The organism is Vibrio sp. MED222 (assembly GCF_000153005.1).
Taxonomy (GTDB): domain Bacteria; phylum Pseudomonadota; class Gammaproteobacteria; order Enterobacterales; family Vibrionaceae; genus Vibrio; species Vibrio tasmaniensis_A.
In genome coordinates, this window is record NZ_CH902606.1 from 781,335 (window position 1) to 796,655 (window position 15,321).

A 15,321-nucleotide genomic window follows, 5' to 3' on the forward strand; every position below is an offset into this window, starting at 1 on the left:
TCTAATATTGCATATTTAATGCATGAGAAAAATGAATCGCTCGATAAGAAAAGATATAGAGAGCAAAGTAACGAACACATCAAATGTTTCATTTTATGTATTGCTATTAATGATATTATAATTGGGTAATTACACTACATATCAACACAAATGTGAGAATAAAATAATGTGGAATAGATTAAACAAATCAATGATGTTCTGCCAAATGATGTTCGGACTTTCGTTCTATGGCGTCATGGTGATCTTGACTCGTTTCTTCCTTGAAGATCTGAACTACAACGAAGCCGACACCATGATGGTTGTTGGTGCTTTCTCTGCAATCGGACCGCTATTTGCTATCGCAGGCGGTTTCATCGCCGACAAATTTTTAGGCGCATACCGATCATTGACCATTGCCTTTCTCGGATTCGCAAGTGGGTACGGTCTACTGGTACTCGGTGCCGCAGCGACTAATGTTCCAATGGCATTATGTGGTATTGCTTTAGCGAGTTATGCGCGTGGTTTGATGTCCCCTTCTTACCCAAGTCTTTACAAACGCACGTTCAAAACTCAAGAAGATTTCGAAAATTGCTACCCAATCAACTACTCAGTAAACAATATTGGTGCTCTATTAGGTCAATACCTGTTCCCAATGCTAGTGCTAGTTGTCGGTTTCCACGGTGGCTTCCTTCTTTCAGGTGTTCTAGCAGGTGCTGCACTTCTGATGATGCTCTTTGTTCGCAAAGGCCTTGTTGAAGCAAGTGCTGAAATCGACCAAAAACCAGTTAGCACGAAAAACTGGGCTGCGTTCCTTGGTCTTTCTGCTGCAATGATTGGCTTGGTATTTTTCATGTTCTCTAACATGGATATTGGTCAGAACATCGTTTACGCGATCGGCGCGGCAGCAATCATCTACTTTGTCTCTTTGATGATGAAATCGAAGAAATCAGACATGCTGAAAATGGGTACTATCTTAATCATCACATTTCTGACGACATGCTTCTTCGTGTACTACGGCCAAATGATGACGTCGATGACAATGGTAGCGATCAACACAATGCGTGGCGATCTACTCGGCTTCATCCCTGTAGCCCCGGAAGCTTCAATGGCAATGAACCCACTTTGGTGTATGGTTGCAGGCCCTATTATTACGGGTATCTTCTCTAAGCTAGAAAAGAAAAATATTCACTTCTCTACCGCAACCAAAGTAGGTTTCTCTTTCATTCTGACGGCGATCGCTTTCGGTATCTTAACGATGGCAGTAACGACCGTAGGTGAAGACATTCTGATTCGCCCTGAAGTGTTCTTAGCAATCCACTTCTTCCTAGCATTTGGTGAAGTTATTGTTGGTTCTATGGTTGTAGCCTTCATTCTGTCTGTTGCACCTAAGCACATCGAGAACTTCTCAGTAAGCTTATTCTCTGTAGCAATCGCAATGTCAGGCATTGTTGGTGCCGTATTCTCAACGTCTATTGCACTTGAGAAAGGCCAAGAGATCACACAAGAGATCGTTCAAACGGTTTACGGTGATTACTTCCAAATGCTGACTGTTCTAGCGGTTGTAATGGTAGGTATCGCAATGGCAGCATCGTTCATTATTCGTAAGATGCTAGACGCAGCGAAAGCCGCAGATGAGACGATCGAACTAGAGCAAGCAAACAGCTAATTCTGCTCACGTTAAATAGCTATAACACTTCAAGCCCTTTAGTTTTCTAAAGGGCTTTTTTGTCGGTATGGATGCCAGGGTAAATAAATTGGTGATTCAAGTTACGTTGCTCTGTGTAAATCAAAGTAAATGATAACTATTAGTATTGAGTGTTTTTTAGTTCAGGATTATGATGTCGGAATCAGAACCTGAGAGAGCCTTATATGAGCAAGCCTAGCCCTATCACATTAACTGTTACTCAAACCTCAACCATTACACCGAACATGCAGCGTATAACGCTTAGCGGTGAAGGATTAAGTAAGTACCCAACCGAATGTGCCGGCGGCTACATCAAGCTTTTGTTCTCGCCACTCGGCACCACTGATTTAAGCCAACTGAACGAATATGAGCGCCCAACCATGCGCACTTACACCATTCGTCAGTACAACCCTGTAGAAAACTGGATTGAGGTTGATTTCGTTCGCCACATCACTACAGATTTGCAGTGTGGTTTTGCAGCAAGGTGGGCAATGAACGCGAAAGTGGGTGACACAGTTTCAGTGGCTGGCCCAGGTTTAATTCAAGGACTTAACCTAGGGTCAGACTGGTTCTTCTTAGCTGCAGACATGACATCCCTACCTGCGCTTTCTGCAAAAGTAAAATCGCTTCCAGAGCACGCAATAGGTCACGCCGTCATCCAGATCAATTCAGCAGCAGATAAACAAACGCTTGAAGCACCTAAAGGTATAAAAGTCACTTGGTTGATTGAAGATGAAACTGAAGAAACACTTTCACAAACGGTTCGCAATTTAGAATGGTTAGACGGTCAGGTTTCAATTTGGGCAGCGTGTGAGTTTGAAAGCATGCGCGAGCTGAGACAATACTTCCGCAACGAAAAAGAAGTCGCGAAAGAGAACATCTACATCAGCAGCTACTGGAAACGTGGCGTCACTGAAGACGGCCACAAAGTGTTGAAGCAACAAGATGCTCAAGCTTTAGCGGGTTAAGTCTGTTACTACATACATCTTTTTGCCAGATAAATAAAAACGCCCTTAGCGAAGTTCATCTCGTTAAGGGCGTTTTAGTTTGAATCCAATGAAGAGCAAAGCCGAAGTGTAAGATTAAATACTCTCTCCCACTTCAATCTCGTAACCGAGATCCAGCTTCGCCACCCATTCTTTGTTGCCTTGTAGACGCGCTACAACTTGCTGTGCAGCGACTTTACCGATCTGCTCCCTTGGTGTTACTACAGTCGCTAAACGCGGCGTCATCGCCACTGTGATGTCGTGTCCGTGGAAACCCGCAATCGCCATCTTCTCGGGTACTTGAATACCACGTCGTACGCATTCGTAAAAAGCACCAATGGCCAAATCATCGTTAGTACAGAAAATACCATTCACTTCAGGATGCTTATCAAGTAACTCACCAATCAGTTTTGCGCCTAAAGTAAACGAGGACGCGTCTTCCGTTTGCAGCGTTACTGGCGTTTTATCGGCCTCTTGCATCGCATGCTCATATCCCGCCATTTTCAAGCGAGTACGTTCATCCATTCGAGCAGCCAAATAAGCGATATTGGTACGCCCTCGATCGAGCATGGTTTTAGTCATCGCTCTAGCCGCTTCAAAGTTATCAAAGCCCACTGCTTGTTCAATACGGGGAGACACCGAATCCATAATTTCAATCACAGGGATAGAAACAGTCTGCAGCATTTTACGCGCTCTATCTGTGTGCACATTTTCTGACAGGATAATCGCGTCAACGTTGTAAGAAAGCAGTGAAGCGATGCTTCGCTCTTCCAGTTCTGCGCTATAGCCATAGTGGGCAATCATGGTTTGGTAGCCTGCAGGCGCGGTGACTTGTTCAATGCCACGGATAACTTCGGCGAAAACTTGGTTAGTTAACGAGGGAACAAGAACACCGATAGCATTGCTTTTTGCGTTAGAAAGAATGTCTGGCGCACGATTAGGGATGTAACCTAACTCGTCGACTGCAGCGCTGATCTTATCTCGCAGTGCTTCTGATACCTGTGAAGAGTCTCTTAGACAGCGACTGACGGTCATTTTGGTGACACCAACTAGGTTGGCAACATCTTGTAATGTGGGACGTTTTTTCTTACTTAGCATACTGACAGCATCATGGTTACGATTAATGTTACTGGTAACATAGTAACGAATTTCGACTACTTTAGAAGAACTAAACACCTAAAACTTGATATCAGATCATAAACACACACGTCGCTTTGCCACCAATAAAACTAACAATTCTTATTTTCGAAGACGATGGTCAATAAGTTCTCAACTTACACTTGATGTGTATATTACGTATTAAAAACCCCAACCTTGGATGATCAAGATTGGGGTTTCGTATAACCCATTGCAATTGCGTACATAGCCAACCCCTATTAAGAGGCAGTAGCCTGTCTCTATTCGTTACCTAGCAACCGATGTCCATCAAGAATGCAAGATCGCTGTCCGCCGTGAACGTTTCAGCAAGTTGACCATGCTTAAAGAGCTTCATTGGCTTGCCTGTCGCGGTGTGGTACGTTAATTTTCCTTCACACACTTGCAGCATCGTCCCTTCAGGGATACCAACAACGACTTCACTTGGGTTCATGCACAAGAACTCTTCAATACGTTCATCACGTGTTTCGCCCATATGCCCAGAAATGGATGCTTCTATATAGTGAGGGTTAATCTGAAATGGGCACAAAATAAGCGCAGGCAAGATAGCGGCACTGACAATTGGCATATCATTAGTAGTACGGATCGTTGGGGTTGCGACATTTGTTCCCGCACTCCAACCAATAAACAGCTTACCTTTGTTGATCACAGCATCACGCATCGGTATTACCAAGCCTAGGTCGTGAAGCATACGGTTAAGTACCCACGTATTACCGCCACTAATGATGATACCATCAACCTCTTTCAAGGCTTGCACTGGGTCTTCGGCTTCATGAATACTCACCACTTCGCAATCATATTCATCGAACACTTGCTGTAATTGCTGCGTGCGATCCGAGTATTGCCCTCGAATCATTGCGAATGGAATAAACAACATTTTTTTAGGCTGAGTCTTTTCCATCATTGGACGAATCCACTCTTTACCATACTCTAAAAGTGATGTGTCACCTGGTAACTTACCGTTACTAAATAGCATTACATTCATTACAACCTCACTACAATTTGCAAATTTACTATATATTATTTTGATATTCTCTTGAACTACAGCGCTTGCTGCTTTCAAAGGCTCTACGGGTAAGTATTCATAAATTGAGGGGAAGTAATGTGCGCCAGTAAACAAGTTCGGAAAAGGAATGACCTTTTGAGATAAAACAGTCCCGTCATAACCATAACGCGAAAGAATTGAACGCATTTCTATTCCAGCATTATTGTAATAATCGAAATCATTAAACATCTTTTCAATTTGGGGAAAACTTTTCTATAACAACCATGAAGTAATCAAGGGAATCTATTATCCCCACAACCAAAGGTGCGCAACCTATGATAGTCATGTTGAGATGATGGTCATACGTTATGGTGACGTCAGTAGTTAATAGATTTGTTCAACATTGTTCTACATGTTTGTTTTAGTTTAAAACGAATAAAAATAACGCCCTCTTATTTGAGGGCGTTATTGATTGTTTAAGCGTTCACTTTTACTTCAGTTCTTGGAGACTGACTCCAAGTCACGTGAAATTTTTCAGCTTCATCTCTATCGACTCGCGAATAAGTATGAGAACCAAAATAGTCACGTTGCGCTTGCAGCAGATTTGCAGGCAAAACCTCACAACGTAATGAGTCGAAGTAACTCAGAGCAGAGCTGATTCCCGGCATCGGCACACCATACAGAGCTGAGTTCGCTACCGCGATGCGCCAAGCAAGCTCACGCTCTTCCACTTGTTTGATGAAAGCCTCATCAAATAACAGGTTCTCAAGCTCACTATTTTGTTGGTAAGCCGATGTGATACTTTGCAAGAATGCGGCACGAATAATACAACCGGCTCGCCAGATCTTAGCTATTTGAGTGAAATCGAGATTCCAACCCTCTTTGTCTGACGCTGTCTTTAATAAATCAAAGCCTTGTGCATAAACAGACAACTTGGCGCAATATAGAGCATCATGAAGCTCAGAAATAACTTCTGTTTTATCCAACTGACTCGCATCGGCAACATTGCCTTTAAGAAGCTTGCTGCCTTGAACGCGTTGTGATTTCTGACCGCTCATCGCACGTGCATAAACCGCTTGAGCAATGGTTGGGGTTGGACACCCTTCTTGAAGGCTGTTAACTGCTGTCCACAATCCCGTGCCTTTCTGCCCTGCTTTATCAAGCACAACATCAACGAATGGCTTACCCGTCACCACATCTTCTTGTTGAAGAATATCGGCACTGATTTCCATCAGGTAACTATTAAGCACACCGTTGTTCCATTGCTCAAAGACTTGTCCAATCTCTTGTGCTGGCATATTAAGCACATCACGCATGAACTGGTAAACTTCACAAATTAGCTGCATGTCTGCATATTCAATACCGTTGTGTACCATTTTCACATAGTGCCCTGTGCCAGAAGGACCAACATACGCCGCGCACGCTTCACCCGCTTCAAACTGAGCAACCGGTAGTCCATTAGCATCCACTTTTGCAGCAATCGCTTCCCACATCGGTTTCACATATTGCCAAGCCGATTGGTCACCACTCGCCATGAGCGCAGGGCCAACACGAGCGCCTTCTTCACCACCAGAAACGGCGGTGCTAAAGAAGCGCAGTTTGCCTTTGTAGTTCACTTCACGCGCCTCGGTATCTGTCCAAAGGCTGTTACCTGTATCGATAACAATGTCATCCTTTTCTAAGCCAGCATCAAGCAAGCTATTGACGACGATATCGACAGGTTTTCCAGCAGGAACCGACAAAGCGATGACACGCGGTTTCGCGAGCCCTTGCAGCACATGTTCAAGGCTAGTCCCTTGTGTGCACTGACCTTTACCAGTAAACGATTCATTAAGCAGCTTTGCTTCTAAACTGGCGCGATCAATATTGTCTGTATTCAAGTCAAAGCCAGCAACGTTAAAGCCGTTATCCAGTAGGTTGAGCGCAAGGCTTTTGCCCATCACGCCTAAACCAATCATCGCGATGTCATTTTTTATCTGAGTCATGGTTTAACCTATCTGCTTAATTTGTTTGAGTGCACTTTCTACGACTTGCTCAACATCTTGCGATATATCGACAAATAGCGCTTCATCTAGCTCAGGTTCAACCAAGGTTGCGAATTGGCTTTTCAACATTTCTTGACCATTAAAGTAATGGTTTTCACGAGCTTTATGGCGATTCCAAATCGTATCGAAACTGCCCTGAAGGTAAACAATCACTAAGTCTTCATTGTTCTCTCGCAGAATCTCGCGGTATTGAGGTTTCAATGCAGAGCATGCAATCACAGCACTTGGTTGTTCGATATATTGCTTATTCAGTGTTTCTAGCCATCCTTGACGATCTTCGTCAGTCAGCGGGATACCTTGACGCATTTTTTCAACGTTGCTTTGCGGATGGAAGTCATCGCCATCAAAGAATTGAAGTTCTAAAGCCTGCGCGATACGGCTGCCAATCAGGCTTTTTCCGCATCCAGATACGCCCATCACGAGTATTTTTTTGCTTTTCATAAGGCAAGCCTTCCCTAAGCCCCAACCAAAACAGGGGCTGACAATCGAATCTAATAGTTAAACTTGTGTTGCTATTGATAGGTTCCTGAACGTTAAACTCACTCAGGAACCTTCGCTGTTATTGCCACCAAAGCGCGAGCTGAGGGAAGATAATAACCAGTGCCAGAACCAATACTTGAAGTGCAATGAACGGCAGTAATGAAGAGAAAATCTCACCTAAGCTGATGTCTTTTGGTGCTACTGATTTCAAGTAGAATGCCGCAGGACCAAATGGTGGTGACAAGAACGACACCTGCATGTTTAGACAGAACACAACGCCGAACCATACTGGGTCAAAACCAAGGCCAGTGATGATTGGAACGAAGATTGGCATTGTTAGAAGTGCTACACCTACCCAGTCAAGGAACATGCCTAGTACCAACAAGATAGCCATCATGATTAATAGCGTTACTGTCGCGTTACCGCCACTGAGCGCAAGGATGGTTTCTTCAACAAAATCAATACCGCCCATCAGGTTGTAGATACCAACCAATGCGCTTGCACCGATACCAATCCACATGATCATGCCGCAAGTACGCATGGTTGCGATGGCACTCTCCTTCAACATGTTGAAGTTCAGTTCACCACGGATTAGCGCACTGATCATGATGCCAACTACACCCAAGGCAGACGCTTCTGTTACTGAAGCGATACCTGTGTAGATACTGCCCAAAACCGTTGCGACAGAAAGCAATGGGAAGAACAGAGCTTTGAAGTAGCTTGGCTGATTGGCGATGTCTTCTTCTGTCTCATCATCACTTGGAATTGGCGCAAGAGAAGGGTTTAGCTTACAACGAATCAGCACGTAGCCGATGTAACAGCCAGCAAGAATAAACGCTGGTAAGAATGACGCTTTAAACAGGTCGCCAATCGATACGCTGGCGGTCATACCGTAGATGATCAGTACGATACTTGGTGGAAGCATGGTACCAAGTGCGCCACCCGCACAGGTTGTACCGATAGCAAGCTTACGGTCATAACCCAAGCGAAGCATTTGTGGCAGAGCAAGAATACCCAGTAGTACCGTTTCACCACCGATAACACCTGACATCGAAGCCAATAGAACCGCTACTAATAGCGTTTGAACTGCAACACCACCACGAACCTTACGGCCGACAGATTTCATTGCATCAAACAAATCACGCGCGATACCCGAACGGTCTAATAAAGCCGCCATCAATACGAACATCGGAACAGCAAGGAAAACATAACCAGAAGCAAAGCTGTAGGTACGGCTTGCGATCAAAGGTAAGGCATCAGGACCAAACCAACACAGAGTGAAGAAAATCGCGACAAAGCCTGTTACGAACGCTAGCTGCATACCGGTCAGTAGCAAGCCAATCATCATAACCAGCATGAGCAAACTGCCCCATGCGATACCAATAGAAGATAAATCAAACATCGTCATTCTTCCTTAGACCCATCAACTCTTGGATTAGGTGCAATACAAACTGGACAACAAGAACACACAAAACGACAAAGATCAGGCCTTTCAGCAACGCTGGATAAGGCGCGTTTAACACTGAGCCTGATGTTTCAAGGCGGAATTCACCCCAAGGTGCAAACCACGCTTCTTCCGCAGTGAAATAAGCCGCGTAAGCGAGCATGCCAGCAAAGGCCAAACCAACAATGTGGTGAACAAGATTAAGATATCTACGTGTTTGGTTAGACACTGAATCGTAGATAAGAACAACACGTACATGCTTATTCGCAGCAAACGCGTAGATACCACCAATAATGAATAAAGAACCACCGATGAAAGAAGCTGTTTCATGTACCCATGTGGTCGGGGCATCGAATGCGTAACGCATCACAACTTCATAAAATGAAATCAATACAGTAAAAATAAACAACCAGCTAACGAGATTACTGAACTTTATAACAAAACGATCAAGCGCATTTCTTGGTTGCTCGTCGTTTTCAGCTGGGGCGTGGGGGATTTTATCGGTCATGAGCCAAATTTCCTGGGAAAATACGGGAGAGCAGTGCCCTCCCCCGTCAGTAAACTAAGTTTGAATTACAGTAAGCCGTTTTCTTCTAGGAACACAGTCACTGAGGTGTAAACTTTTCCTGCGTTATCAGAACGCTCGGCAAATACCTTCCATTGGCCTTTCGCGATTTCACGGAACTTCTTACGCTCTTCTTGAGACCAGTCGTGGATAGTAATTTCAGGGTTCGCTTGAGCTTCTTTAAGCGCAGCTTGGTCAGCCATTTTCAGCTGAGTCGTCATGTCGTAAGAGAAGTCACGCACTGATGTTTGCAGCATTGTTTGTAGATCAGCTGGCATCTTGTCCCATTTCTTCTGAGAAATAGAGATATCGATAAGCGGCAATGAGTGGAAACCCGGTTGAACTGGGTGAGTAGCGATATCGTTCATGCCCGCTTTTTGGTTGGTAGAGAATACCGTGTAATCCGCGGCATCAATTACACCTTTGCTCAGGCCAGTAAATACTTCAGAACCCGGCAGGTTTACTGGAGTTGCCCCCGCGGCTGCAAATACTTGTTGAACTAGGCCTTCAGGCGCACGTAATTTCAGGCCTTTAAGATCCGCAACACCATCGATTGGCTTTTTAGAAATGAAAGATTCAACACCCGTCGTAGAAGCACCAACAAACTGAACTCCGTAAGGCTTGTACAGTTCGGTCATTAGCTCATTACCACCACCGTAGTTCATGTACTGAAGCAGTTGTGTAGTGTCTGACCATGCGCCAACCATGTTACCGATAAGACCAAATGCTGGATCTTTACCAGAGAAGTAACCTGTTGCTGTGATGTGACCATCTAGGATGCCCATTTTGATCGCGCCTAGCGTTTCTGTGTGCTTAACCACAGCGCCTACAGGCAGAAGATCGATATCAATACGTCCGTTAGACATCGTCTCTACGCGCTCAGCCCACTTCTGCTGAACTTTGAAGTTCAAGTCACCAGAAGGGTCTGAAGATTGAATTTTAAGTTTAAAGTCTGCAGCCATTGCTGAAGTAGCAAATAGACCAGTGAGGGAGGCAGCAATCAGCGTTTTAGTCAGAGCTTTCATTTGGGTATCCTTATGAGTTTCACAGAGTCCGGTTTGTAATTATATGTTACCGGTAACGTTGAGGTGGATGTTACCGGTAACTTTACAGCCTTGTCTATGAGAAGGATCACATCTTTAACATTAGTAAAACGTTTGCTATCAATAAGAAAAATGCGACTAAAAAGTCACATTATAGGTTGGAGGTAGGATTTAATTTCTTTTTAAGTCAGTGAGATAACTAAGCCAGCAATGATAAAAACGACGCCTACACCACGTGTAACGTGCCACTTTTCCTTTAAAAAGTAGATCCCCATCACTACGCCGAAGATGATACTGACTTGCCTAAGTGCAACAACCAAGCTGACGTTCTCTGTCATGGTCATCGCAAATAACACCAAACCATAAGTCGAAGCCATCATGATGCCAGCAAGTGTTGCTCTTTTACGCAATAACCAAGCATTATGAAATTCGATTCTTTGGTTGGTTACGAATAACCAAACACTCAGCGGAATCACAATCGCCCAAAACTGAATGCCTAGGTAGAAAATCGCAGTGTGTTTGTTAGTAACGATTTGTGTGCTTAGAGGCTCTAATAATAGAAGCGCCTCTTTATCAATGATGGAATAGCCCGTGGTACCAATGGCCGCGATCAACGCCCACAGTACGCCAAGGTTGAGATACGCTTTTAACCTAAGATCTGAAAACTGCTTAAGTGGTACAAACAAGCAGCCTAATGTTATTAAAGTGAACCCAATCCATTGATTCGCCGACAATTCATAGCCTATCAACACCGTGCCTAAACCCACCATCAACACAGGCAGTGCCCGTGCCATTGGGTAAATCACACCGATATCAGCTTGTTTATAGGCCGCGCCTAACCCAATCAAATAGATGATTTGACAGATCCCACTCAAGAAAACCAGTTGCCAGAATGGAAGTAAGATATTTGACAGTCCAACACTGTGAACATACCAGATCAAGTAAGGCGTCAATATCGCTGCGGCGGCAAAGCCAGAGGCTAAGAAGAATGACGAGCCCGAGCCTTGATTAGATTTACCTAGAACGTTCCAACCCGCGTGAAGCAGAGCCGAAATGATCACGATGACAATGGCAGAGAATTCCATTTCATTCCTAAATTATTGATGAATTAGCACAACGGCTGACAACAGGTGATAAAAAAGGCCTCCGAATAAGAGACCTTTGAGCGTTTCAATTGGGCAATCCTGCATAATTGCAGGTATGCCAACGCTATAACGTATGACTAGCGCTCTAGCTGTGCGATCGACTCAATGCTGATCGCGTCATGACGCCAATATTCAATATCGCAATCAATCAAATCACCGTCTTGATTGTAATTAACACGCTCAACCACCATAGCCGGAGAACCAGAAGTCGCACGCAGGGCTTGCGCGGTTTCGCCAAGCAAAGACGTTGTGCTCACTCGGTAACGGATCTTCTGATACACCACGCCAAAGTGCTCACGGTAGATGTCCGTCAACGATTTAGACAAGTCATAATCAAGCAAATTAGGGAACAGCTCAGGTCGAATGTAGTTGGTCACATACACAACGGGTCTGTCTTCAAGATAACGAACTCTGTCTACTCGATAAACATCCGAAAAAGGTTGCAGCTCAAGAAGCTTAGTTGCTTCCTTGGTTGCTAACATGCCTTTCGCTGCCACTAATTCTGTTTTCGGCTTACGATTCTGCGACAAAGCCATATTAGTGAAGTTCAGTGTTTGTGTTGGATCGTAACGCAGTGGCGCTGGAGAGATAAACCAACCTCGTCGGTCTTCTCGATAAATTCGTCCTTCCGCTTCAAGTGAAGACAAGGCTTCACGTAACGTAACTCGTGTTGTATCAAACGATTCAGCCAGTTTGCGCTCCGCAGGCAGCTTCTGTCGTGGTGTTAACATCCCCGACTCTATCTGCTCTACGATGACATCTTTGATTTTTACGTACTGCACTTCATTTCCTTTTATTCTTGTTCTTGTCGTCAGCCACTCCTTGGCCAACTGCAATATAAAATAGTTCGCTAGCGTTTACGCCAAGCCTGGGTGCGCTTCTCGAATAACTTGTTGATTAACATATGAATCAACTTCGCGCTCGCTGCCGATATCATGATCATCACCGCCATGGCTGCTGCTGCACCCGTTTGTCCCGCATCATCCATATTCAGTACTGAAACTGACGCAGGTATCGTATCGGTAGAATACAAGAATACTACCGCAGATGTCGTGGTAAGTGCATTAATAAACAGGTATGTCGCAATATCTAAAATCGCAGGCAAACAAACCGGAACCGTCACTTTAAAGAACAGCTTGTATTGCGGTAGGTTAACCGACGCCGCCGTCGCTTCTATTTCCTCAGGCAGCTGTTTTAATGCGGTTAACGCTGTCATGTGGCCGACTGTGTAGTAGTGAACCACGGTGTTAATCACCAAGAACGCCATCGTGCCATACAAGAAGTTGAGTGGGTTACTCAAATCATTGAAGTAAAAGATATACCCCAAGCCCAACACCATACCCGGAACAGCCATCGGTACCACACTGAGCATCTGCATTGCTTGACGAACAGGACCAAATGCTCTGCCTTTCTCAATGCAATATGCACCAAGGAAAATCAACACTGTACCGATAATAGCAGTCCATGCACCCAGCGTTAGAGAGTTGAAAAACGGCGTCCAACCATAAGTACTCATTTCTGCGAAGTTGTAGTTATTCAAGGTGAGTGCTTTGTTCCAAGGCCAGAACGTGACCATAGAACCGTATATCGCCATGCCTAGCACGATAACCACAGCAGCAGAGATGATGGTGCAATAGAGCAAACACACGCCATCACGTAGAGTGTTTGGTTCAGGTTGGTACGCGACGGATCGAGTATCAAACAAGCTCTTCTGTTTCTTTTGAACCCAGCGATCCACAGTAAACGCAAGCAACGCAGGCAATAGCAATAAAATACTGGTCACTGCACCCATAGAGAAATTCTGTTGCCCTACCACTTGTTTAAAGATGTCAGTCGATAGAACGTTATAACTGCCACCAATCACCTTTGGCACACCAAAGTCACAAACCACCAGCGTAAACACCACGATCAGAGTGCTGATCAAACCGTATTTTGCCGCAGGTAACGTCACCATGAAGAAGGTTTTTAGCGATGAAGTATTGAGTGCACGTGCCGCCTCATACAGACGAGAATCAGAGGTTCTTAACGAGGTAGTCAGAATCATCAAGGCGTGTGGAAAAGTCCAAAATATTAAGCCGAGTGATATACCAATCAAGCCGTATACCGAATTTCCCCCTAATACTTCTTTGGCGATACCTTGGTTGCCAAATAAGAAGATCAAACTGATCGCAGGAAGCAACGACGGAGCTAGAATCGGCGCTGAACCCAACACCTGAAAAAGCCCCTTGAAAGGCATGCATGAACGAGTCAAAGCATAGGCATACCCAAACGCTAATACTCCCACGACAACGGTCACTAACAACCCAAGCGTGAACGTATTGCCTACCGACTGCCATAAGCTTTGAGACGCAAAATACGTAGCGAAATTCTCTAAGCCTACAAATTCGCCATCTGCGTTCTGAACACTCTTTTTCAACATCGCCCACAGTGGCATCAGGATAAACAACGTCATGACCACAGACAAAAAGGCCAGCAGCCCAAACAGAATTACGTTGTCTTTGCTTAACCGAGCCAGAAAAGGTTGTACTCGTCGTTGAATTAGCAGCTTAGATTGCATCATTTGAGTCGATTCCATGATTGTTTACGCCGCCTCGTCTTTCATCACTTGCACGCTTTTCGATGGGTAAGCTCTCAGGCCTTCTTGATCAAACGCCACGTAACGAATATCACTGCGACGCAGCTTCAATCGGTTGAACTCTTTGACGGGTACATCAACGATGATCTCTTTCGCCGTTGAGTCATGTTGCAATTGACACTCAACACGATAAAACGCCCCTAAGAATTCGCTTGATACGATTCTCACTGGCAAGGATTCACTAAAACGATCAACAAACTGGATTTGCTCTGGACGAACGGCAATATCGAAAACATCACCCAGATTTGGCGTGAGATTATCTAAGCCAGGTAACGGCAGCATTGACTCAGCAATGCGCATCTTGCCTTGAGCTGCAACAGAAGCTTGAATGAAATTCATACTGCCAACAAACTCAGCCACAAAACGACTGACGGGTTTTTGGTAGATTTCTTGTGGAGCACCCACTTGCTCGATAACACCATGATTCATCACCACAATGCGGTCTGCCATCGTTAACGCTTCATCTTGGTCGTGCGTCACCATAATAGTAGTGATACCCAGCTTACGTTGCAGTTGGCAGATCTCATCACGTAGGTGTGTTCTTACCTTCGCATCCAACGCAGAAAGCGGTTCATCGAGTAGCAATAAGCCCGGAGACAACGCTAATGCACGAGCCAGAGCAACACGCTGCTGTTGTCCACCAGATAGCTGATTTGGGAATTTCTGACCAGACGTTGGTAAGCCGATGGTCTCTAACCAAGACTCAACCGTCTCAAGGGCTTCTTTGGTCGACATCCCTTGATTCTTCAAACCAATTGCGATGTTCTCTTCCACAGTCAGGTTGGGAAATAGAGCATAAGATTGGAATACGATACCAAAATCGCGCTTCTCAGGAGGTAGGAACGTCGTATCCGCTCCATTCTGCTCAATTGAGCCTGAGGTCGGTAAATCCAGCCCTGCAATCGCACGTAGTAGTGTCGTTTTACCGCAGCCAGACGGGCCAAGGAAACAGACGAACTCACCTTTTTCGATCGATAGGGATATGTCTTTTAACGCTGTAAATTGGCCAAATTGCTTTACAACGTTTTCAATATTCAAATAAGTTTGGTTGCTCATACTACAGCACTCTCTATATGGTATATACCAAATTTAAACTGAGAATATTGCAGTTGAGTGACAAATTTATAGTAGCTAAATGACAGTTATATTGCAGATATAATAAGCATTAAAGATTG

The 15,321-nt window shown here is 44.7% G+C and carries 13 protein-coding genes and 1 pseudogene; 2 read left to right on the forward strand and 12 right to left on the reverse strand.

Going from position 1 to position 15,321, the window contains the following annotated elements; genetic code table 11:
* Window positions 1-166: 166 nt before the first annotated feature.
* Window positions 167-1,645, forward strand: a complete 1,479-nt coding sequence (locus MED222_RS18160; RefSeq protein ID WP_086027533.1) for a peptide MFS transporter — start codon at window positions 167-169, stop codon at window positions 1,643-1,645.
* 203 nt (window positions 1,646-1,848) lie between these two features.
* Window positions 1,849-2,631, forward strand: a complete 783-nt coding sequence (locus MED222_RS18155; RefSeq protein ID WP_009845619.1) for a siderophore-interacting protein — start codon at window positions 1,849-1,851, stop codon at window positions 2,629-2,631.
* Between the two features lie 114 nt (window positions 2,632-2,745).
* On the opposite strand, the gene gntR is transcribed toward MED222_RS18155, so the two are convergent.
* The 12 genes and pseudogenes from gntR to MED222_RS18105 all read right to left on the reverse strand — a co-directional run bounded on the left by gntR (window position 2,746) and on the right by MED222_RS18105 (window position 15,202).
* A complete protein-coding gene (gene gntR, locus MED222_RS18150) occupies window positions 2,746-3,747 on the reverse strand; it encodes a gluconate operon transcriptional repressor GntR (protein ID WP_083784033.1) in 1,002 nt (333 codons plus the stop codon).
* 310 nt (window positions 3,748-4,057) lie between these two features.
* A complete protein-coding gene (gene pepE, locus MED222_RS21395) occupies window positions 4,058-4,789 on the reverse strand; it encodes a dipeptidase PepE (protein WP_032555148.1) in 732 nt (243 codons plus the stop codon).
* A gap of 24 nt (window positions 4,790-4,813) precedes the next feature.
* Window positions 4,814-5,017: pseudogene (locus MED222_RS22415) on the reverse strand (peptidase T); the annotation flags it as partial.
* Between the two features lie 248 nt (window positions 5,018-5,265).
* A complete protein-coding gene (gene gndA / locus MED222_RS18145; protein ID WP_009845622.1) occupies window positions 5,266-6,774 on the reverse strand; it encodes an NADP-dependent phosphogluconate dehydrogenase in 1,509 nt (502 codons plus the stop codon).
* A gap of 3 nt (window positions 6,775-6,777) precedes the next feature.
* Entirely contained in the window at window positions 6,778-7,275 is a 498-nt protein-coding gene (locus MED222_RS18140) for a gluconokinase (protein ID WP_009845623.1), read from the reverse strand.
* A gap of 118 nt (window positions 7,276-7,393) precedes the next feature.
* Window positions 7,394-8,716: a TRAP transporter large permease gene (locus MED222_RS18135; protein ID WP_009845624.1), complete on the reverse strand. Its 1,323-nt coding sequence runs from the start codon at window positions 8,714-8,716 to the stop codon at window positions 7,394-7,396.
* Window positions 8,709-9,266 carry a TRAP transporter small permease subunit gene (locus tag MED222_RS18130; RefSeq protein WP_009845625.1) on the reverse strand — a complete coding sequence of 186 codons (558 nt, stop codon included), beginning with the start codon at window positions 9,264-9,266 and terminating at the stop codon, window positions 8,709-8,711. The genes MED222_RS18135 and MED222_RS18130 overlap by 8 nt, the downstream gene beginning before the upstream one ends.
* 65 nt (window positions 9,267-9,331) lie before the next feature.
* A complete protein-coding gene (locus MED222_RS18125) occupies window positions 9,332-10,348 on the reverse strand; it encodes a TRAP transporter substrate-binding protein (RefSeq protein WP_009845626.1) in 1,017 nt (338 codons plus the stop codon).
* A gap of 200 nt (window positions 10,349-10,548) precedes the next feature.
* Complete coding sequence (locus tag MED222_RS18120) at window positions 10,549-11,451, reverse strand: EamA family transporter (protein ID WP_009845627.1); 903 nt, start codon at window positions 11,449-11,451, stop codon at window positions 10,549-10,551.
* Between the two features lie 137 nt (window positions 11,452-11,588).
* The gene (gene phnR / locus MED222_RS18115) at window positions 11,589-12,293 is read right to left on the reverse strand and encodes a phosphonate utilization transcriptional regulator PhnR (protein WP_009845628.1); all 705 of its coding nucleotides are present in this window, start codon (window positions 12,291-12,293) and stop codon (window positions 11,589-11,591) included.
* A 68-nt stretch (window positions 12,294-12,361) separates the two neighbouring features.
* Complete coding sequence (locus tag MED222_RS18110; protein WP_009845629.1) at window positions 12,362-14,071, reverse strand: putative 2-aminoethylphosphonate ABC transporter permease subunit; 1,710 nt, start codon at window positions 14,069-14,071, stop codon at window positions 12,362-12,364.
* A gap of 21 nt (window positions 14,072-14,092) precedes the next feature.
* The gene (locus MED222_RS18105) at window positions 14,093-15,202 is read right to left on the reverse strand and encodes a putative 2-aminoethylphosphonate ABC transporter ATP-binding protein (protein WP_009845630.1); all 1,110 of its coding nucleotides are present in this window, start codon (window positions 15,200-15,202) and stop codon (window positions 14,093-14,095) included.
* Between the last annotated feature and the right edge of the window lie 119 nt (window positions 15,203-15,321).